Consider the following 23,390-nt stretch of genomic DNA (forward strand, 5'->3'; position numbering starts at 1 on the left):
TCAAATATCTCCTGTTTAAAATCAAGCTTTCCCGAAAAAAATGGGCGGCTTATCAGAACCGCCCATTTTTATGTTGCATACAGGTTTATCCGTTATCAATAACACCGTTGTTGAGCAATGACTCTACAATCTCGTTGGAGCTGAGACCGTTGAAGTCGATTGAAGTACCTAAGTTTTCCACGACAATAGTCTGTTGAACATTTGCATCCGTCGTAATGTTCAGAGAAACACTTTCCGTCGATGCATCGTAGTCTGCCGAAATGTGACCAAGCAGATCATCCATGTCGATCATTGAGTTATTGAGATCAGAGATAACTTCACGTAAATCGATACTGTCTTCGTTAACAGTGAAGTCAGTAATGGTATCCACTGCCCCTTCATCAACGGAATCTACCGTCCACTTGAAGATATCGCTGCCGTCTCCACCCGTTAAGATATCTGAACCTAAGCCACCGATAAGCACGTCATCGCCATCGCCACCCAGAATAACGTCGTCACCGTCGCCACCAATCAAGTTGATACCTGTGTCTCCACCGACTAAATAGCTGTCGTCCACTGCGGTTGACTGGTCAATATCGTCGCTATCACTACTCACATCCAAACTAATTTGGACAGGTGAAGACTGCGCTTCATCGCCATTAGATTCCGTTGATATCGCCGTAAGCGAAATATCGTAAGAACCGACATCAATACCACTGTTAGTATCTGTTGCGACAATTTCTAGCGTATCAATTTCATCGCTTGGTACTGTCCAAGTGGTACCATCGAAGCTAATGCCTGATGGAGAAACGCCACTTGTTACCTCAGCACTAGCTGGTACGCCCGTTAGCTCCAAAGACAGCACCTCGTCAATATCAGTAAGCGCCGCCATGATTCCGACAATCGCTAAACCTTGACTGCTCGCGGTTTGGCTAGCCGCAATTTGACGAATGTAATTAAACTGAGGATTTATACTCAATGTAGGTGCATCAGCTACAGGTGTCACATTGATAGTGAAATCTTGATTCGCTTCCAATGCGGTACCCGCATTTTCGAAGTACACGCCGTTGTCTTCGACTTTCACCGATAAAGTGATTGAAGCTGCGTTGACATCTCCTGCATCCACAAATACACCCTCAGAAGCGTCTGTTGCTCCAAGAACGGAGTTAATATTATCTGGTGTGCCCATTAGGGTTATTTCACCAGCCATCCCCGCCCCAACAGTCACACCACTACCTGCTGGCGGCTCGACACGAAGGTCGCCCTCGGTAACTGTAAGAGTCACCGTCATGATTTCATTCGCCTGCGCACCAGTGAAGTCGATGTCACTTACACTAATACCCGTTATTTTCTGGCCATCGGCTTCGTTGATCGTATCCGTTACCGATGCTGCAGTGATTTCAGGTGCGTCATTGGTCGCTTCAACATTCAACACTGCTGTGCCCGCGATTGTAATTGGGTCTGGAGCGCCGTTAGTGGTTCCGTCATCTGTGATTTCATAAGTGAAATTAACGTCACCAAAGAAATCTGCTGCGGGTTCAAACGTCCACTCTGTCGCACTCACTTGAGTCAACGTGCCGGAAGCTGGGTCCACTAACGCAACATTATCGACGGTCAAGTTGTCTGACTCAGGATCACTTGCGTTGCTCAGCAACTCAGTAGCCGTAATAGTTACCGAACCACCATCTTCTTCGGTACTACTCAACGTTACCTCTGATGTTACCGGTGCATCGTTCACCTCAGTGACTTCGAAGGTCGCCGTTCCTGACACCGTTTGAGGATCTGAAACACCGTTCGTTGTACCGTTGTCGGTAATGTTGTAGGTCAGATCGACCTTGCCGTTGTAGCCAGGCGCAGGAGTAAATGACCATGTACCTGTTACGTTGTCGAAATCCAATGTGCCGCTGCTTGGATCAACCAACTGGACATTGCTCACCATCAAGGTGTCGTTTTCAATATCAGACGCATTCGCCAACAAATCAGCTTGGGTAATATCAACCGCCGTACTGTCTTCTGCGATATCAGAAAGTGTCACTTCAGACGTCGTTGGAGCATCATTGACTTCCGTTACGTTGAACGATGCGCTGCCGTTAACCGATTTAGGATCGGATGCACCATTTGTCGTGCCATCATCTGTAATGGTGTACGTGATTTCAACTGGACCGTTGTAATCTGGTGCTGGGGTAAATTCCCACTCTCCCGTGCCACTGTTGAAAATAATGCTGCCCGAATTCGGATCCGTTAACTGAACATTGCTAACCGTGAGATTATCGTTCTCTACGTCTGTCGCATTCGCAATAAGATCCGCTTCAGAGATGGAGAACACACCACTATCTTCTTCAATATCCGGTAGCGTCACTGGCGTAGTTTCTGGGGTATCATTCACCGCTGTCACTTCAATATTGAAGCTGCTGCTGTTGGTATTTAGGGTGTCATCTACCCCACCAATTACGATACCTTCATTACCTTGGTCATCGACTGTCACGTCCACCTGAACGTCACCAAAGAAGTTCAGCTCTGGATTAAACTCAATCAGACCGTCTGCAATGGCATTGTTTAGATCGGCCACTGTACCTTTCAGTTCAACGGAGTCCGTACCATCACCGCTCACTGTTAGGTTGTAAGTAGCGATGAGCGTTGGATTAAGCTCCAAGATACCGCTGTCGACGTTCACATTGAGTACATATTCAGCATTCGGATCATCGAGTACGGCATCAATATCGGTAATGCTGAAACCATCAAGCAGCATTGGCGTATCTTCTGGTGTTTCCACATCCACGGTATTGACGAACTCTGGACGATCGTTCACTGCTTCAACATCAACAGTGACATCAAACTCCTCTGCGGAGCCCAAGCTTTGACTGCCATCGAGCCCAGTATCAACGGCTTGCACTTTGAAATGCAGCGAACCATCCCATGAGTTATCGTTGCGATCACCAGAATTAAACACCACTTGATCCAAGTCTTGAGCATTGATTTCTAAGACAAAAACGCCGCCGCCTTGGTCAGTAAATACTGTCCCATCAGGTAATGAAACGCTCGCCCCATCAGGGACATTTGAGACCTCAACTCTCAGCGTCTCTGGATCATTTTCCTGGTAGTTTGCACCATCTCCGATGGACTCTTTGTTATCAACCACTAACGCATTTACATTAATAACAATGTCTTCGCCCTCATTACCTGCAGCCGAAGTGTCGGGGTTCACATCAACATCATCACCAATAGGATTGACAATAAGCGTAAAGTTATTGTTTCGTTCCGTTGGTACTTGTAGCAACTCCTCTTGAATGAAGACCGTAATACCTATCTCAGCCTCGCCACTAAAGTGTTTTGGCGGTTTAATTTGGATGTCACTCAGGTCAATGGACGTCTGAGTGAGATCTTTTAGTTGAATACTCCATTCGCCCCCACCGTTATTCTTAACAACATAATCAGAGGAATTGGATTTAACGATAAAGTCATCAGGAAGCCCCGTTAACTTGAGTGAAACGAAACTCTCAGAACCGTCATTATCGTTCAGGCTGATCGAAACACCAGAGCCCGATTGATTCAGCGAAATTAAAGTATCTTCGTCACCAATCACCGTGATTGGCTGCGTCGGATCGGCACCTGTAATGGTAATGTCATCAACGACTGGCGTAACTTCAAATGTGACATCGTCAGTGAAGGTTCTTACATCTATATTATCGCCAGAGTTATTCAAGATAGACTGATCAAACACAGCTTCATCAGTAATTTCTCCCTCGATATTAATCTTGACGGTATTTTGGCCACCACCTACGGGGTAATTTTCTTTTGGCTTAAACAGAACATTGTCAAGCGCACCAGCTAAAATCTCAGCTTCATTAAACTCAATACTGGTTCCTAAGCTGTTACCATTGGCATCAACAAACTCACCTAATGTTGTGTCATCAAGCTCTAACTTGATGTTCGTTAGTGTTTCTCGACCACCTTGAGTGTTGTTAAATTGATCGGCAAAATCAACACTCAAGTTAAGTTGGATTAAGCCATCTTCGTAACCAACACCATCCGCCGTGGGAACGTCGTTATTTAGATCAGTCACAGGTTGTTTGTTTGCATCCAAGCCGAAAGTACCGACGATATCTACTCTTACATTTGGTGTGACATCGCTATCCAACGGCTGATCCCCGGCTGAACTCGGAACGTCTGCAACCGGTAAAACCTGAACTGGAAACTGGACATTATTTTCTTTTTCATCACCGGACTCAGTGTCTTTAGTGACAAACCGAATTGGCAATTCGAAATCACCTGCGTAATCTTCTGCCAAGTGCATCGTCAAACCATCAAGGCCAGTAATATTTCCACTCGCATCGATATGGGCTTGGAACACGTATTTACCATTGACAAAATCAACATCCGTCCCCGTGATCACCAAACCAGGAGGAATGCCAGGAGCTGTCGGGTCGACGATAATAGTCAAGACATCCTCCACACCATCTGCATTAATCGCATCGACTTTCGACGTCAACTGAGCACCAAGGTTAATAGAATTGTCTTCCAACGCTTGAATTTGAACATCATCAGCCACCTGAATCTCTGCCGCTACACTCATTTTCGGTGTGAGGACGGTTGGAAACTCTAGTGTCACATCCGTTTGACGCACGACCGTCGCATCTTTTTCGTTGCCCAAATCTTCGCCCAAATCATTCACTTCTGCGTAAATGGTTAAGCCAATTTGAGAGAGACCACCGTTATCGCCATCGTCGCTGTCATCGTTTGGTGTTAAATCAAGTCCAGACGGCGCTTTAATTGAGAAGTTGTCTTCATTAGTTACTGTCCAACGACCTCCACCTTCATTTAGTGCACCGACGATAACCAATTGGTTGAGGATCTCAGGGTCCACATTGTGAAATTGAACAACAAGTTGAGTCACCACTTCATCTGAAGACGCATCAAACTCTTGGTATTTAATGATATGAGCGCCAGATTCGCCCCCCATAGAAGTGTTGATCGTAAAGTCAATGTTACCTTGATCGTCTGACTTCACGATATCGGTAGCACCACCACCACTTTCAGTGACAAGCAGACGGGTTTGGTCGTCTATTGCCCCCGTCTTATCCTCTGGCTCAACGATTGGATTAACTTGGACATTCACCGTACCATTGATGGTTTTCTCAGCGATACCTTCACCGGGATTCGAAGCGTCAACATATTCATGGTCAATCTCTTTCACAGTGACGGTTGTGGTCAAGTCAAAGTCAGTACTTGAATCCTGCTCCAACTGAACTTGAACATAGCCACTTTGAGAGATTTTAGCGGAAAAATCTTGTTCTGATTCACCGGCTTGCGGTGAAAGCGTTAGTGTTCCAGAAACAAGCGTTTGTGCCACACCATCTACATAGACCGTGCTGCCTGGAGGAAATCCAGAGATGGTTACATCACTAAAGAATTCATCGGTATCAGGGCTTTGTACGAGCGTCGGTTTCCAATCGATGTCAAAGCGCGTATCTTCATCTCCCTCCGATCGGACAACGTAGTTATCTTGAGCGTCAATAACGGGTTCGACCTTGATCCTTACCTCTCTTTCAATCACACGACTATGACCATCATTCTCGGTAACAATGATCGTCCCTGTAATCGCAATGTTTTCAGTTGAAGAGGCTTCCGGAATAATTTGAATACCGGAATTAAAATTCAGCCCAGTGATGTTTGCTTCGTAAATCGGTTGACCGTTACCATCATAGCCAACAAAGGTGAGGTCAACGCTTGAACCGTCTGAATCTACGACACGAACACCGTCGGGGATGTTGGACAGGATAACAGTAATGGCTTCTGAATCATCCTGTGGTCTATCGGCAACTTCACCTGATACAACCGAGAAGTTGAGGTTTACAACACCATTCTCTTCAATAGTCGTCTCTATCCCGGCCACATCTCCGTCTACGAATCGGTTCCAAACGTTCCCCGCGTCAATTAATACCGTGTCTGGTATGTCAGCAACACCTTTTACACCAACGATGACGGTCTTACTGCCCAGTGACAACACATCTTCTGTCGTACCGGTAGACAATGATGCTGTGTCTTTCACAATTCCTTCGACATTGAAAGTAAAGTCATCATTGCTGTGCAAAGGAGGAAGAACTTCGACGTTCGCTAATTCAGACTCTGGCACTTCGTAATAAAGTACATTGCCGCCTGAATCGGTCACTTCTACTATCTGACTTGGGTTTGCTGAGTCCAGCCACACCAAAGTAACCCCATCAATTGAGAAGTTAGAAATGCGCACAAATAACGCTTCAGAACCATCTAAGTCCGCTGATGGTTTCATGGTGATCACTTCACTTAATTGGAGTGGGTCGTGATCAGTGACAGGGTCTACCGTATTTTGAGTTCGAGCATTATCCTCAAACACATTAATTCGGTTTACAGCAAAACTACCTTTATCCGCAACTGGGTTTACATCAATAATGATGGTTTCGGTTTCTGAGCGAGCGGTATCTTTCCCAAGCAGTGGATTGTTGTTTTCCGTCGTAATAGCGGTGACATCAATTCTGATTTCGCCCGAGAAGTTATCTATCGGATCAACTTGAACTTCATCAATTCGGCTTGCATCCACCAGATAAACACCACCGGATTTTGGTATCGCACTACCATCTGAATAGACTAACTCTGCGTTACCTTCTCCTTGTGTAAAGACAAGCTCGTACACAATGCCTTCTGGGTTACTAGTGTCTTGGGTTTCAGCCGTGATGTTAAGTGCGACATTGTTTCCATCTTCATCAACCGAGTAGTTAAATTCGCTGCTTGCCGTCCACGTTGCAATATCTGCGACGGCAGCAACTTCAATGTCTAAACGACCATTAATCGTATGATCTGGCGTACCATTGTTAAGAATTTCCACGCGGATACGAGGATCGATACCAGAAGCATCGGTTGATGTATGACGATCTGGTACGAAGTACAAGTTATCTAACGAGACAAGCTCACCATTGAATGACTGCTCAACATTTGATGCGTCGAGAACAACCGTATTGCCCACAGATGTTAATTCAATGTAGTTGCCACTGCCGTCTCTGTAGTAGAACGTACCGTTGTGAGTATCAGCATCTCGAATAGTGATGTCACCTAAGCTCTCGTTACGGTCGATATCGTGTAAATTGATAACCAAGTCGACTTTCGCAGGGCTAACATCCAGCGTCGACAAGTTGTCCTGAGTATTTGCAGAGTCAACGCCCACAACGACACCATCACGCCCTTGGTCTTCGAACGCAGTAACGGTAGACGTGTCAATTTGCGCATTGCGGTCTCTTATCGAGATATCCACATCGGCATCTGCGATATCGCCATCACCATCGGTTGCAACAACGTTGATGGTGAAATCAATCGAGTCGGTTTCGGTATGGTCAAGGTCGTCATTCGGACGGAATGACACACTGCCATCGGTTCGAACAACCAAACGACCGATTTCAGTATCCACTCCGTCAAGAACCTTGTGAACAAATACGACTTGGTCGCTGCCGTTCAAATCGACAGAATCAGAATCAACACCATTTTGCTTAAAGTAAATGCCTGAATCATCAGCCGAGAATGAAGTCACTTGTGCGCCGTCAGCACCAAGGTCATCATCCCCCTCTACAGGGTCTCGGAATAAACGAACCGTGCGGCTGCCTTGCCCCTCAACACGCGAAATAGATGCATCGTGCAAGGTTGGAACATCATCGGTAATCGTCACTGGTAAGTTAATACCTGCCGTATCACCATCGACATCGGTCGCAAAGACTGGGAGATCAAGTATGAGTGTATCTTCGCCTTGAGTTGAGTGATCTAGCGCACCCTCAAGCGTAAACTTGTAAGAGCCGTCAGCGTTCAAAACTAGTGTGAACACTGAGTTACCATCAGGTGTTTGACCTTGATAAGTAAAGTTGTTGTTGCTTACCGCGGTTTGAACTAACGTCACCGCAAAACCACCTGAAGTTACTCCTGGTATCGGGTTAGAAGTAAGATCCAGCTGATAAGAGACAACGGTATCTGCCCCTTCCACCGTATCGAAATTGCCCGTTGCTTCTAGGCTGTCTTTGTTGGTTGCCTGAGAGCCGTTGGCAAGGTCATCCTCATCAACAGCCAAAGCATCTGCTGATTTAATTTCGGGAATGTCATCAACTACGGTAATTGGAAGATTCAGTGATGATGACGTGTCACCATCAAAGTCTGTTACTGTAATTGGAATATCAATGACAAGGTTGTTTTCACCTTGAACAGCGTCATGGTCGATTGGTCCCAACAGCTCAAATTGGTAGCTGTCATTATTCGCATCAAGAGACAGCGTGAAGATCTTAGTTGATGTGCCAGTAATAACCGCTTCGTAACTGGTTACTCCACCATTCGTGCTTACTAGATTCAACTCGATGCTGCTGCCGTTCGACGTTAAACCAGACACGACTGCATCGAGGTCTGAAACTTGGTAGCTGACAATCTTGTCTGCACCAGCAACGACCTCAAATCCGCCGTTCAATACCGTTGAATCACTACTTGTCGTGTCAGAGCCACCGGAAAGATCATCTTCATCAACGGTTTGTTGGCTAGAGTCTGTCACTTTCACAATAGCTGGGACATCGTCCACCACGGTGATCGGCAAGGTGATGTTATTGGACACATCGCCATCAAAATCAGTCGCGTTGACTGGGAAGTTAATGACCAACGAGTTTTCATCGTTACCCGCAGGATGATCAAGTGCACCCAACAGTTCAAATTCATAACTGTCTGCTGAACCATTTAGCGTCAGTTTAAAGACGGTGTCCGTCGTACCTTGTACATAAGCTCGGTACTCAATCACACCGTTTGAATTTGAAAACTCAACCAACTCAAGCGGTTGACCACCTGAGGTAAGGCCAGAAACAGGCGATGTTAAACTATCCAACTGGAAGCTAACGATAGAGTCGGCACCATCAGTAACGTCAAAGTTGCCACCAATGATATTGGATTCTGGCGTGTCGTCCGAACCTTGGCTTGGAATATCATCCTCATCCACAGACAAGGTACTACCAGAGCTAATAGCATCAATGGTTGGTTTGTCATCTACGATCGTAACTGGCAAGGTCGCAGTGATGGTATCGTTGTCGCCATCCGTGATCTTCACAGGTAGATTCAACAAAATCTCATCAGAGTTAACCGCGTGATCTAACTGACCAGATAACTCAAAGTCGTATTTACCATCTTGATGAAGTGTCAACGTGAAGACCGTCACTCCACCCGGTGTTTGTCCCACGTAAACAAGCGCGTCAGCAGTTGAAGCGCCAACGTCTTGAGAAAGTGTTACCTCTTCTCCACCCGATTTCAGATTCGGGATAGGATTTGAGCTTAGATCCAATTCGAAAGCATCAATACCATCTGCGCTAGTGACTTCGAACTCACCTGATACCGTTAATGGCTCTTTCGTTCCATCAGAACCAAGAGGTAAGTCATCTTCGTCGACACGTAGACTTTCAATATTGGTAACAACTGGAACATCGTCCACAACGGTAATTGGCAATGTGAAGGCTGGTGAAGTATCACCATCATTATCTGTCGCCGTCACAGGGAGGTTAATAACAATCTCGTTTTGCTGATTACCATCGGGATGATCAAGCGGCTTCTGTAAATCGAACTCGTAGGTGTTGTTCGTTGCATCCAACGTCAGTTCGAACACCACTTCAGCAGGATTGCCTGCGACACCTTGGTATACGTTCACGCCGTTTGCGCTAGAAGACAGAACTAAGGTGATAGCTTCACCATCTGAAGTCAGTGACGCAACAGGCGTGGTCAGGTCACTCAGCTGAATAGAAGCAACTTGGTCAGCACCTTCGGTGATATCAAAAGTACCTGAAATAACAGTATCTTCTGCACTTGCAGCATCCGTACCTGCTGGTAGGTCATCTTCATCAACGGTTTGTTCGCTGCCTGCTAGTAAACCGTCAATGGTCGGAACATCATCCACAACCGTAATTGGTAAGGTGATGTTGTTCGACACGTCTCCATCAAAGTCAGTCGCGTTTATCGGTAAATTGATGACCAGTTCATTTTGGCCATCAGCATTTGGATGATCGAGAGGAGCAAGCAAATCGAACGTGTAGCTATCATCAGAAGCATCGAGAGTCACACGGAATACTGGTGTCGTCGTGCCATCAATACGAGCTTCGTAAACTGAAACGCCACCTGCGTTTGATACTTCAACCATAACCAGAGATTGACCACCAGAGGTCAGGCCTTGTACTGGCGTGGTTAGGTCAGAAACGCTGTACTCCACAATGCCATCAGAGCCATCAGTCGCGATGAAGTTACCTGCAATGCTGTTCGACTGCGTACCATCAGATCCGACTGTTGGGATATCGTCCTCGTCAACCGTTTGCACACTTGTTGCTTCGATGCCACCAAGTGTCGGTTTGTCATCAACGATCTTGACAGGAATTGTCTCAGCAGACGTGTCGCCATCAAAGTCGGTTGCGATGATTGGGAAGTTCAGTGTCAGCTCGTCACTATCTACCGCGTGGTCGATTGGACCTTCTAGCGTGAAGTTATAAGAGCCATCGGTATTCACTGTCAGCGTAAAGACCGCTTCAGTCCCCGCTGCCGCTTGGTAAGTAAAGCTACCATCGCCGTTTGCGGTTTCCGTCAGTGTGACTGCCACGCCTTGTGATGTGAGTCCAGCTACAGGTGTTGCAGAAGCATCGAGCTGATAGCTCACCACTCGGTCCGAGCCTTGTGTGGTGGTAAAGTTACCATCGATTGAAATCGGGTCAGTTTGGTCTGAGCCAATCGTACTTAAGTCATCTTCATCAACGGTAATTGCATCGACATCAGTAATGGTCGGTTTATCATCCACGATGGTGACTGGGATCGTTTCTGTGGTGGTATCACCATCAAAATCCGTTGCGATGATTGGGAAGTTCAGCGTCAGCTCATCACTGTCTACCGCATGGTCGATTGGCCCTTGCAGCGTGAAGTTGTATGAGCCATCCGTGTTTACTGTTAGCGTAAATACGGCTTCAGTTCCTGCTGTCGCTTCATAAGTGTAGCTACCGTCGCCGTTTGCGGTTTCAGTCAGCGTGACGGCCACACCTTGTGATGTTAGACCGTCAACAGGCGTTGCAGCAGCATCCAATTGGTAGCTTACTACCCCATCAGAGCCTTGCGTTGTAGTGAAGTTGCCATCGATTGAAATTGGATCTGAGCCGTCGGAGCCAATCGTCGCTAAGTCATCTTCATCCACGCGGATTGCGTCTACGTCAGTGATGGTTGGTTTATCATCAACGATGGTGACAGGTAACGTCTTCGATGAGGTGTCGCCATCAAAGTCTGTTGCGATAATCGGGAAGTCGATTTGCAGACTGTCGCTATTCACCGCATGGTCTAGTGGGCCCTGCAGAGTAAAGGTGTAGCTGCCATCTGGCTTCACCACCAGTTCAAATACGGCATTGCCATCTGCTGTGGCAGTGTAAGTAAAGCTGCCATCACCATTTGTTGTCTCAGCAAGTACGACAGGCTCACCATGAGAGGTTAACCCTGCTACTGGATCTGCTGTTGCATCAAGCTGGTATTTAACAACGCTGTCCGAGCCTTCAGTTGTGCTGAAAGACCCCGACATAAACGCATCATCGTTTTGGTCTGAGCCAATTGAAGCGAGATCATCTTCGTCCACCGTGAGTGGAACAACGTTGTCAATGGTTGGAACGTCATCAGTAATCGTAACTGGAATGGTCGCGGTCGTCGTATCGCCATCAAAGTCTGTTGCAATGATTAGGAAGTTCAGTACTAGCTCATCGTTGTTTAACGCGTGATCGATTGGCCCTTCTAGACGGAAGTTGTATGTGCCGTCTGCATTCACATTCATGGTGAAAACCGGATTGCCATCCGCGGTAGCCACGTAAGTGAAGCTGCCATCGGCATTCGCAGTCTCTACCAAAGTAACAGGCTCACCTTGAGAAGTTAAACCTGAAACAGGATCAGCCGTTGAATCAAGTTGGTAGCTCACCACACGGTCTGAACCTTGAGTGGTCGTGAACGCGCCTTCAACATAAACAGCGTCAGTTTGGTCTGAGCCAATACCTGATAAATCATCTTCGTCTACTGCAAGAGGCACAACATTATCTATGATTGGTGCATCATCCGTGATCGTGACTGGAATGGTTGCCGAAGTCGTATCACCATCAAAATCGGTGGCAATAATTGGGAAATCAATCGTCAGGCTGTCACTGTTAGCTGCATGGTCAATCGGGCCTTGCAGCGTAAAATCGTAAGTGCCATCTGTTGCTACGTTTAACGTGAATACCGGATTGCCGTCTGCGGTCGCCACATAAGTAAAGCTGCCATCACCGTTGGCGGTTTCCACCAAGGTAATCGCCTCACCTTGAGACGTTAGCCCCGCAACAGGATCAGCCGTTGAATCCAGTTGATAGCTCACCACTCGGTCAGAGCCTTGAGTGGTCGTAAACGCGCCTTCAACGAACAGATCGCCGCCAGGGTCGGAACCCACACCGCTAAGGTCGTCTTCATCGACACTTAACGCATCCACCGCTGTGATGGTCGGTACATCATCAACAATCGTGACTGGAATGGTTTCAGTGACAGTGTCGCCATCAAAGTCGGTTGCGATAATTGGGAAGTTTAGTGTCAACTCGTCACTATCAACCGCGTGATCAATCGGCCCTTCTAGCGTGAAGTTATAAGAGCCATCAGTATTCACAGTCAGCGTAAAGACCGCTTCAGAGCCCGCTGTTGCTTCGTAGGTAAAACTGCCATCACCATTTGCAGTTTCTGTTAGCGTGACAGCCACACCTTGCGAGGTTAAACCGTCAACTGGTGTTGATGTGCCATCGAGTTGGTAGCTCACCACTCGGTCTGAACCTTGCGTGGTGGTGAAGTTACCATCAATAGAAATCGGGTTGCTTTGGTCTGAGCCAATTGACGCTAGATCATCTTCATCAACCGTAATGGAATCCACGTCAGTAATAACTGGCTTATCGTCTACGATCGTCACTGGGATAGTGGCATTTGTGGTGTCGCCATCAAAGTCGGTCGCGATGATTGGGAAGTTCAGTATCAACTCATCACTATCTACTGCGTGGTCGATTGGACCTTCAAGCGTGAAGTTATAGCTACCATCAGTATTCACTGTCAGCGTAAAGACCGCTTCAGTACCCGCTGTCGCCTCGTAAGTAAAGCTGCCATCACCGTTTGCGGTTTCAGTCAGCGTGACGGCCACGCCTTGTGATGTAAGGCCGTCAACTGGTGTTGCAGAAGCATCAAGCTGATAGCTCACCACTCGGTCCGAGCCTTGTGTGGTGGTGAAGTTGCCATCGATTGAAATCGGGTCAGTTTGATCTGAGCCAATCGTGCCTAAATCATCTTCATCAACGGTAATCGCATCGACATCGGTAATGGTCGGCTTATCATCCACGATGGTGACTGGGATCGTTTCTGTGGTGGTATCACCATCAAAATCCGTCGCGATGATTGGGAAGTTCAGTGTCAGCTCATCACTGTCTGTCGCATGGTCAATTGGCCCCTGAAGCGTGAAGTTGTATGAACCATCCGTATTCACGGTCAGCGTAAATACGGCTTCAGTTCCTGCTGTCGCTTCATAAGTGTAGCTACCGTCGCCGTTTGCAGTTTCCGTCAGCGTCACTGCCACACCTTGCGATGTTAGGCCATCAACTGGCGTTGCAGCAGTATCTAATTGGTAGCTTACTACCCCATCAGAACCTTGCGTTGTAGTGAAGTTGCCATCGATTGAAATTGGATCTGAGCCGTCAGAGCCAATCGTCGCTAGGTCATCTTCATCCACACGGATTGCGTCTACGTCAGTGATGGTTGGTTTATCATCAACGATAGTGACAGGTAACGTCTCCGATGAGGTGTCGCCATCAAAGTCTGTTGCGATAATCGGGAAGTCGATTTGCAGACTGTCGCTATTCACCGCATGGTCTAGTGGACCTTGCAGTGTAAAGTTGTAGCTGCCATCTGGCTTCACAATCAATTCAAATACGGCATTGCCATCTGCCGTGGCTGTGTAAGTAAAACTACCGTCGCCGTTAGCAGTTTCAGCAAGCACGACAGGCTCACCATGAGAGGTCAACCCAGATACTGGATCTGCTGTTGCATCAAGCTGGTATTTAACAACGCTGTCTGAGCCTTCAGTTGTGGTGAAAGAACCCGACATAAACGCATCATCGTTTTGGTCTGAGCCAATTGAGGCGAGATCATCTTCGTCCACCGTGAGTGGAACAACGTTGTCGATAGTTGGAACGTCATCAGTAATCGTGACGGGAATGGTCGCGGTCGTCGTATCGCCGTCAAAGTCTGTTGCAATGATTGGGAAGTTCAGTACTAATTCATCGCTGTTTAACGCGTGATCGACCGGCCCTTCCAGACGGAAATTGTATGTGCCATCAGCATTCACGTTCATGGTGAAAACCGGATTGCCATCCGCGGTAGCCACGTAAGTAAAGCTGCCATCAGCATTCGCAGTCTCTACCAGAGTAACTGGCTCACCTTGGGAGGTTAGCCCCGAAACAGGATCAGAAGTTGAATCAAGTTGGTAGCTCACCACACGGTCTGAACCTTGGGTAGTGGTGAACGCGCCTTCAACAAACACAGCGTCAGTTTGGTCTGAGCCAATACCTGATAAATCATCTTCGTCTACAGCCAGAGGCAAAACATTATCGATGATTGGTGCATCATCCGTAATCGTGACTGGAATGGTTGCCGAAGTCGTATCACCATCAAAATCGGTGGCAATAATTGGGAAATCAATCGTCAGGCTGTCACTGTTAGCTGCATGGTCAATCGGGCCTTGCAGCGTAAAATCGTAAGTGCCATCTGTTGCTACGTTTAACGTGAATACCGGATTGCCGTCTGCGGTCGCCACATAAGTAAAGCTGCCATCACCGTTGGCGGTTTCCACCAAGGTAATCGCCTCACCTTGAGACGTTAGCCCCGCAACAGGATCAGCCGTTGAATCCAGTTGATAGCTCACCACTCGGTCAGAGCCTTGAATAGTGGTAAACGCGCCTTCAACGAACACAGCGTCAGTTTGGTCTGAGCCCACGCCGCTAAGGTCATCTTCATCGACACTCAACGCATCCACCGCTGTGATGGTCGGTACATCATCAACAATCGTGACTGGAATGGTTTCAGTAACGGTGTCGCCATCGAAGTCGGTTGCGATAATTGGGAAGTTGAGTGTCAGCTCATCACTATCCACCGCGTGATCAATTGGCCCTTCTAGCGTGAAGTTGTAAGAGCCATCAGTATCTACTGTCAGAGTAAATACTGGGTTGCCACCCGCAGTCGCTTCATAAGTGAAACTACCATCACCATTTGCGGTTTCTGTTAGCGTGACCGCTAAACCTTGCGAGGTTAAACCGTCCACTGGTGTTGCTGAAGCATCGAGTTGGTAGCTCACCACTCGGTCAGAGCCTTGTGTGGTAGTAAAGTTGCCATCAATAGAAATTGGATTGCTTTGGTCTGAGCCAATTGACGCTAGATCATCTTCATCAACCGTAATGGTGTCGACGTCGGTAATAACAGGCTTATCGTCCACGATTGTCACTGGGATAGTGGCATTTGTGGTGTCGCCATCAAAGTCTGTTGCGATGATTGGGAAGTTGAGTGTCAGCTCATCGCTATCTACCGCGTGGTCGATTGGACCTTCAAGCGTGAAGTTATAGCTACCATCAGTATTCACCGTCAGCGTAAAGACCGCTTCACTACCCGCTGTCGCCTCGTAAGTAAAGCTGCCATCAGCGTTTGCGGTTTCAGTCAGCGTAACTGCCACGCCTTGTGATGTAAGGCCGTCAACTGGTGTTGCAGAAGCATCAAGCTGATAACTTACCACTCGGTCAGAGCCTTGTGTGGTGGTGAAGCTACCATCAATAGAAATCGGGTCAGTCTGGTCCGAACCAATCGTGCCTAAATCATCTTCATCAACAGTAATCGCATCAACATCGGTAATAGTTGGCTTATCATCCACGATGGTAACAGGCAATACGATTTGGCTTGTGTCACCATCGAAGTCTGTAGCAATAACGCTAAAATCAAGGGTTAAGCTGTCGCTATTTGCCGCATGGTCAATTGGACCTTGCAGCTCAAAACTGTACGAGCCGTCGGTATTCAAAATTAATGTGAAAACTGCACTGCCATTTGCCGTTGCGCTGTAGGTGTAACTGCCATCTGCATTTTGCGTTTCGGCAATGGAAACGGTTTGACCTTGAGATTGCAGGCCATTTAAAGAATCAGCGTTTACATCCAACTGATACTGTACGACGCCATCAGAACCTTGAGTTGTCGTAAACTGACCTTCGACCAGCGTTGACTGTGATTGGTCAGAGCCTACCAAACTTAAGTCATCTTCATCGACGGTAAGAGCGACAACGTCATTAATGGTTGGCACATCATCGGCAATGGTTACCGGTAGAACAAGTGAACTGGTGTCACCGTCAAAGTCCGTTGCGACAATAGTGAAGTCTAGAGTTAAGCTATCGCTACCCACAGCATGATCGATTGGACCTTCAAGGGTAAATGAATAAGAACCGTCAGGGTTCACTTGTAAGGTGAAGATAGCGTCCCCTTCTGCCGTTGCAGAATAGGTAAAGCTGCCATCTGAATTGGTTGTTTCCGTCAGAGAGATAGATCGCCCCTGCGATTCCAACCCATTGAGTGGATCAGTGCCGCTCTCTAATTGATAACTTACAACACGGTCTGAGCCCTGAGTCGTCGTGAAGCTACCTTGCGCGAACACAGAGTCGCTTTGATCGGAGCCAATGCTTGATAAATCGTCTTCATCGACGGCTAGCGCATCAACGCCATCAATCGAAGGAACGTCATCTTGAACTTGAATGACAATTTGCGCAGCTTCTGGTGTGTTCGAACCTTCGGTAATAGAGGAGCGGTCACCATCCGCATCTACCGCGTAAACTGGCAGTGAGAAAGTGAGCGAGTCATCGTTAGCACCCGTATGGTCAAGTTGTTCATACAAGTTGAATTGGTATTCGCCCAATGCAGGTGCATCAATCGCCACATCAAATACGGTAATACGCACACCATCCAGCTCGATGAAGCCTTCGTAAGTACGTACGCCGTTACTCTCGGACGCTAGTTCTAGTTGAACAACCTGCCCTTGAGATTGGAGTTCTCCACCAACATTGAACTCTGTAGGTTCCAACTCATAGTGATCAATGATGTCACTTCCGACCGCTGTCGTGATCGACCCAGTACCACTTGTTACTGCCGCGCCTTCCTGTGAACCTTGGTCAACCCCCGCCTCATCTAAAGACAAGCCCGTCACGTTCTCAATCACTGGGTTATCGCCATCGAGGATGGTCATCGTAAAGGTGTTGCTTGCCGTATCTTGGTCATAGTCGACGATTGTGGTTGGTAAAGAGAGCTCAATCGTATCTTCACCGTTTGTTTGTTCTAACGGCTTAAATTGCTCAAATTGGTAGGTACCATCAGTATTCAGACTGATGGTTAAGACGGTTTCATTCGAGCCAGCAATGGACAAGGTGATAGTACTGCCGTCTTCAGAGAGTACCGCTTCTGTCGCCTGATTATCACTCAGTAGGCCATCGAACTGACTAAGTCCTTCTTGATTAAACGTGACCGTTGCCAATTGATCACTACCAATATCAACAAAGGTGCCAGTAATGGGTGTAGAAGAAGATTCAACGTTTTCAAAAGTAACGTTTTGCGGCGCAGGATCATCGCCATCAATAACGGTTGTCGTAAAATCGATAGGCGCTTGAATGCTGTTACCACCAATATCTGCACCTGTAATATCAAAAGCAATATTGATTTGATCACCGACGATCGATACTTGGCCATCAGCAACAGACGCAACATGGTCAACGCCCTGGCTAATCGTGGTAACGACTTCTAACTCTAAATCACGGCCTACAGATGTCGCTTCGATCTCGATACGAAGCACTTCGTTACCTTCTTGAGTACCGATAATGGCATTTTGCGCTTCGTCATAAACGAACGCCACTGGCTGACCACCAGAGGTAATATCACTGTTAAGCTCAGTCAACAAAGACTCTAAAGAAGACGTTTCGGGTACAAATGAAGCAGTATCAAGTGCGAGATCCCCTGCTTCAACCAGCACACTAGACGAAATGGTTTGCGGGTAGCTTGATAGAGAAATTGAGCCTTCTGTTACGCTAGATTGCAGTGACTGCCCACCATCAGCAAAAATCGTGACATTCAAACCGTCATCTTCGTCGCGATCATCTTCTCCGCTGCGAGTCGCAGACGTTTCAAAAAAAGTAGAAGCGAGTACTTCCGGGTTATTATATTCAACCGTCACGTAGCCAGCATTAGCCGAGCCTTCAGCACCTGCGCCAGCAGCTGTTGCTTCTAAGATAGCGGTAGGGTCAGCTCCGTCTAAAATAGCTTGCTGGATAGCGGCAATATCGTTGGCGTCGAAGTCAGCACTTCCAATAGCCGTTGGGTCAAAAGTCACCAAGCCATTAACTGGAGATTGTACCAATACTGGTTCTAACGGTTCAGAAGAAGGCACAGGAAGACAAGCAACACAATTTGCATCGACCAGATAAAGCTCATTATTTATCTGTACGTCGAGAGAAGCATTATTTTCTGTGATAATAATCTCGCCAGGTCTTAACTCATCCCCCGCTTTTATGACCTTAACGTTTCCATCCAGGCCCAAAACCAAAACTTCACCTTTGACAGCATTTACAATCGCGCTCTGCGGTACCGTGTGCGTACTCATCTGACCTCCGCTAATGGCTTACGTTTCCCATTAACCTTTTTAGATAATTTCTTATTAATTTAGTGCGGCATACTGCACACCTTTATACGATTAAACTAAGTATTGAATCATTAAACAATCGATAAATACCCTACTACCAAGCAACATAAGTAAAACTTACTCGTAGTCACAGAAATGTGACACATGTGCTGACGCGTAGATATCGAATAATTATATGAAATTGATACCTTATTCTGATTAAGTGTAGTTGTTTTAAGAAAAGAAGAGAGATGAAATCATTCAGCTAAACGCCAGACTGCCGGTTGCGATCAATAATGGAAGAAAAGCAATGAGAATGTTGTATACACCGGAGCGTGATGACAGCTTAATCAATATCGGTGACGAAAAAAACGTAACGATTAAATATTGAACAACATAAATTGCAGGACAAAATGCAACGATAAAAAAGTGGCTTACGATATGAATCCCCGCACACCACGAGTTCGGTTTTGTTCTGATATACAGCAAAAAAAACACGAGCAAGCTAATAATAAAATACATAAACACAGCACTTGAAAATAATTATCATTTTCAATGATATGTAAATATTCCCTTACTTTCAATGGTGTTTGAGCTATTAATGTCATCGTTATTATCAATCAACACAATAAGTAAAATTATCAGTAATTCCAGTCCTAAACGTTTGCGTAATCGCTAACCTTCTCTTAACCTTGATTTGAGGCTTTTATCACGGTTTTTCCATTGATATAGTGCGTCCATACAACAAAAAAAGACCATTCGAGGCATGGAGCTTCCTCATTAATCTCAAGATGAGAAGAATTGGTACCGACAAAATTCGGCAGATTTTAAGAGGGTCAAAAAATGGACATGAATATGGTTGAGATTTTAGGTTATGCAGCTTCAATCATGGTCGCTATTTCGCTAACTATGAAAGATATTGTTAAGCTTCGTATCCTTAACTTTATTGGTTGTGCGCTATTTACCGCTTACGGACTAATGATTGATTCTTGGCCTGTAGTATTAACTAACGGTTTTATTGCTTGCGTTAACATCTACTTCCTAGCAAAAATGCAGCAGGAAAAAAAAAGCCTAGAGCCTGAGAAAGCGCAATAGCATTCAAACAATAAAAGCCCGCAAATCATAAGATTGCGGGCTTTTGCTTTTAATATTCCACTTCTATCACAGCATCCCTAAACGAGCGCTAACGAACCCAGCTAAGTGCTAATGTTTCTCGACGAGAAAACATGTCCACATGCGATGAAATGATCGCCTTAACCGTATTCAGTTTCTCTTCTGAATCCGCCTCACAGGTTATAGTTAGGCTAGATGCACAAAGGTTAAACTCCGCTTTTCCCGTCGGAAATGTCACCAAACCGCTATTTTCATTCCAAGTAGCAGGAACCTTTCGTCCAAAATGCCGACAAAGCGTCACTAAGTATTTGTCAGCGTGTTCACTATCTATTCGGGTGCTTTCTTTAATCATGAACTTACTCGTTACTTTGAAACGTCCTATGAAGAACCTTGTTAGAATTGATAAGCTGCAGAGAGCTTGAAGTTGCGACCCGGCTCGTAGTCATCAAGCGTGAAGCCACGTGCAGTACCCGAACGAGACGCATGAGAGCTGTACAACTCGTCAAATACATTATCAATACCAAAGGTCACCGACAGTCCATCAATATCAGACGGCACCCATTGAGCGTATAGATTATGCACATCATAACTTGCTTTCTTTGGCTGACCATCAAAGACGTTGTCTTCCTCTAGAACAAACATTGAGTTCCACCCGAAGATCGTTTCTAAAGCGTCTGACTGGTAATCCAAAGTTAGAGCAATGCTATCACCCATATCAATGCTACGCCCATTGCCCCCAGCAACAGGACCACCAGTATTCTTGTTTTTGGTGTCCGACTTAGAGTAAGAAAGTTTGCTGTTAAACTTGTCGTAACCATAAGAAGCACTTGCCTCAAAGCCTTTAATCTCAACATCACCTAAGTTGTAAATCAGGTAAGTTTGAGTCGCGTTTTGGTACTGGTCTGCAATGTAATCATCAATTTCCGTTTGGAATATCGTAATATTCGCCCCAAAGAAATGCTTATCAAAGGTTTTATCAAAACGAACACCACCCTGCGTGTTCAATCCCGTTTCTGGCTTTAACCCATCCTCTAAAAATGCAACGTCTTGGTAAGCAATAAAGGTTTCCATTAGCTCTGGACCTTTAAATAGAGAGCGTGCACTCGCAAACAACGTCCAATCTTGCGTCACCGCCCATTCTGCTGCTAGAGCCCAAGTTACATCATCATAATTACTGGTTCCTGTCTCAGCTTTGCGTTTGTAATCATCAAAGCGCATACCTGCAGTAATAAAGAAGGCATCAGAGAAGAAGAACTGATCTTCTACAAACAGTGCGGTTGAAATCGCCGATTCGTCCATAAACTTACGACTACCGTAGTAACTCGAAGACGTTTTATCCATGTAGTCGAAGCCATAAGTGACTCGATTATCAAACTCACCTAACATAACATCTGACTGGAATTTGCCATTCAAACCAAAGTTTTGGTTTTTGGCGGTGTTCTTTGATAAACGGTTCGAGGGCCAACGAGGGGCCATCACCGTTTCGTCACGTTTAATTTCTGTCTCGGTATTATAAAGAGTGACGTTTCCTTGGTGTTGTTCGCCTCGCAACTCGTAACTCAAGGTAACGGTATCGCGGTCATAATCCGTAGGGATAAGTAACTTGCTCGACAGGCTATTATTTGCACTACCAGACATATCAGGACGCGGACTGTAATCTCCACTGTCTCGGTACATGTCATAAGAGAGCTCAAAACGATGGATGTCATTTAGTTCATACCCCAGCTTAGCCAGAATGTTGTAAACATCACCTGCAGCACCATAGGTTTTATTGCCATCACCATCTTCAAAATCATCACGCGTAACGTAATGGCCATAGACCATCGCATCAATGTTTTCGGACAAAAGTCCGTACAGTGTCAACGAACCTTGTTGGTTGTCGTTGGATGCATAGCCGCCATAAACACGCGCACCAAACTTTTCATCGTAACGAAGTAAGTCACGAGCGTCTTTCGTTTCAAAGTAGACCGAACCGCCTAACCCGTTTTGAGTCACAGAGTTATTACCTACCTGAATGTCCGCAGATTTGAGAATGTCAGGGTTCAACGTCAAGTTACCAATATGATGGAACATGCTCGCATGCTGAGAAGCACCGTCAAGACGAATGTCCAAATCGGTTTCGCTCAAACCACGAATCGTAATACGTTGATTCACAGAGTGTGTTCCACCAACATCTACACCGGGAATATCGCGCAGTAAATCAGACATATGATCCGCTTGCTTCAGTGACATGTCGTCCGCAAACATCGACTCAGTGTTGCTGGAAACTTTCGTTCCCCATACAACGACCTCTTCAAAATGTGACTCAGTATCTTGAGCTAAAACAGGGGTTGATAGCGCCATTCCCACTGCAAGGCAAAGGCTTGAAAGCTTGATAGGTGAACAAGCAGGGCTTTCCATAACTTCATTCCTAAATATTAATGATAATAATTCTCAGGTATAATAAGCATGAGTTTTATAAATACAAAGGCGATTTGGTTATGCGAAATCGCACAAGTGTTATGAGGAAGTGTCAAATGCAGGAAGTCACAACAAAACGAACTAAAATTGCCAAGATAGCTTTAACCCAAAGACTAAAGGCGACAGAGAAACAATGGATTGTCACGCAAGGCCAACCTTGTCAAACTCAACTGGCCGAAGGTAAGTTCCTATCATATCAGTATAATGATCAAATTTTTGTTCATGGCGGGCGTTGTCTAGAACTTATTGATTCGAATATTGTTTCTACTGCACACGCCTCACTGCTGGTCACTATTCTTTTAGAAGGTAGACTCTCGTTTGGCTACGACGATTTGCAATTTGATTTAGACGCGAGCGACGGCCCTAAGGGTGTAGTGGTGAACTTACTCAAACCTGCAAATTTTCGTCGTTCACTGCTCAAAGATAACCTCATTAATAAGATCAACATATTGGTTAAGCCCCAATGGCTAGAGGCCCGCCTTGAGCAAAATTGTAGTCATCGAGCCTTTTTTAACTCTCATCAGGCGTTTCAACAGTTGGAGCCTAACCAGACGCTATGCGAGTTGGCCGAAACGTTAACAAATAGAGAAACACCGCAAGAGTTCCAAGAAAAGCTAGAGGTCGAAAGCTTGATCTATCAAATATTACATCAAGCCACCAAGCAAATTCCTAAGAATTTCAGTGCTAAAAACAGCAGTATTGAACGACACATTGATGGTCGAATTGAGGATATTGTCAGCTATATTGAAACTCACCTTGATCAAGAACTACGCTTGGAAAAGTTGGCGAGCCAATTCTCAATGAGTGTTTCAAACCTGCAGCGTCGATTTAAACAATCACTTAATATGACCATAAACGGCTACATTCGTTTTCGACGTCTTGAGATTGCTAGGCAACATTTGGAACGTGGCCTAGTGACGATAACAGAAGCCGCCTATGAAGCCGGATACCACCACCCTTCTAACTTCACTTATGCCTTTAAAAAGGCATTTGGTGTGCCACCACATGAAGTGATTAAAGAGTAAGGGGACTCTAGGTAACTGACTGTTATTTAGGAGTGTCTTATCCACAACATCGGTATATACTCGCCTTAAAC

The 23,390-nt window shown here is 46.0% G+C and carries 5 protein-coding genes; 2 read left to right on the forward strand and 3 right to left on the reverse strand.

Features of this window, described 5'->3' with window-relative positions:
* Positions 1-85: 85 nt before the first annotated feature.
* On the reverse strand, positions 86-18,703 hold the full coding sequence (locus R7190_RS07320) for a retention module-containing protein (RefSeq protein ID WP_318137534.1): 18,618 nt from the start codon (positions 18,701-18,703) through the stop codon (positions 86-88).
* An 861-nt stretch (positions 18,704-19,564) separates the two neighbouring features.
* On the opposite strand from R7190_RS07320, the gene R7190_RS07325 reads away from it, so the two are divergent.
* A complete protein-coding gene (locus tag R7190_RS07325; protein ID WP_005376619.1) occupies positions 19,565-19,816 on the forward strand; it encodes a YgjV family protein in 252 nt (83 codons plus the stop codon).
* 88 nt (positions 19,817-19,904) lie between these two features.
* Here the strand turns inward: R7190_RS07325 and R7190_RS07330 are convergent, their stop codons facing one another.
* Together R7190_RS07330 and R7190_RS07335 are read right to left on the reverse strand one after the other, a co-directional pair.
* Positions 19,905-20,186, reverse strand: coding sequence for a DUF2218 domain-containing protein (locus tag R7190_RS07330; protein ID WP_005376622.1), 282 nt, complete (start codon positions 20,184-20,186; stop codon positions 19,905-19,907).
* 41 nt (positions 20,187-20,227) lie between these two features.
* Positions 20,228-22,234, reverse strand: a complete 2,007-nt coding sequence (locus tag R7190_RS07335; protein ID WP_065275235.1) for a TonB-dependent siderophore receptor — start codon at positions 22,232-22,234, stop codon at positions 20,228-20,230.
* Between the two features lie 116 nt (positions 22,235-22,350).
* Between R7190_RS07335 and R7190_RS07340 the strand changes: the two genes are divergently transcribed.
* A complete protein-coding gene (locus tag R7190_RS07340) occupies positions 22,351-23,319 on the forward strand; it encodes a helix-turn-helix domain-containing protein (protein WP_053349178.1) in 969 nt (322 codons plus the stop codon).
* Positions 23,320-23,390 lie beyond the last annotated feature (71 nt).

The sequence above is a fragment of the Vibrio sp. 1078-1 genome (assembly GCF_033340475.1).

What these genes read in the sequence shown, in the direction of transcription:
- R7190_RS07335 (WP_065275235.1), bottom strand. Translation starts at nt 22,234, where the DNA reads ATGGAAAGCCCTGCTTGTTCACCTATCAAGCTTTCAAGCCTTTGCCTT.
- R7190_RS07330 (WP_005376622.1), bottom strand. Translation starts at nt 20,186, where the DNA reads ATGATTAAAGAAAGCACCCGAATAGATAGTGAACACGCTGACAAATAC.
- R7190_RS07320 (WP_318137534.1), bottom strand. Translation starts at nt 18,703, where the DNA reads ATGAGTACGCACACGGTACCGCAGAGCGCGATTGTAAATGCTGTCAAA.
- R7190_RS07340 (WP_053349178.1), top strand. Translation starts at nt 22,351, where the DNA reads ATGCAGGAAGTCACAACAAAACGAACTAAAATTGCCAAGATAGCTTTA.
- R7190_RS07325 (WP_005376619.1), top strand. Translation starts at nt 19,565, where the DNA reads ATGGACATGAATATGGTTGAGATTTTAGGTTATGCAGCTTCAATCATG.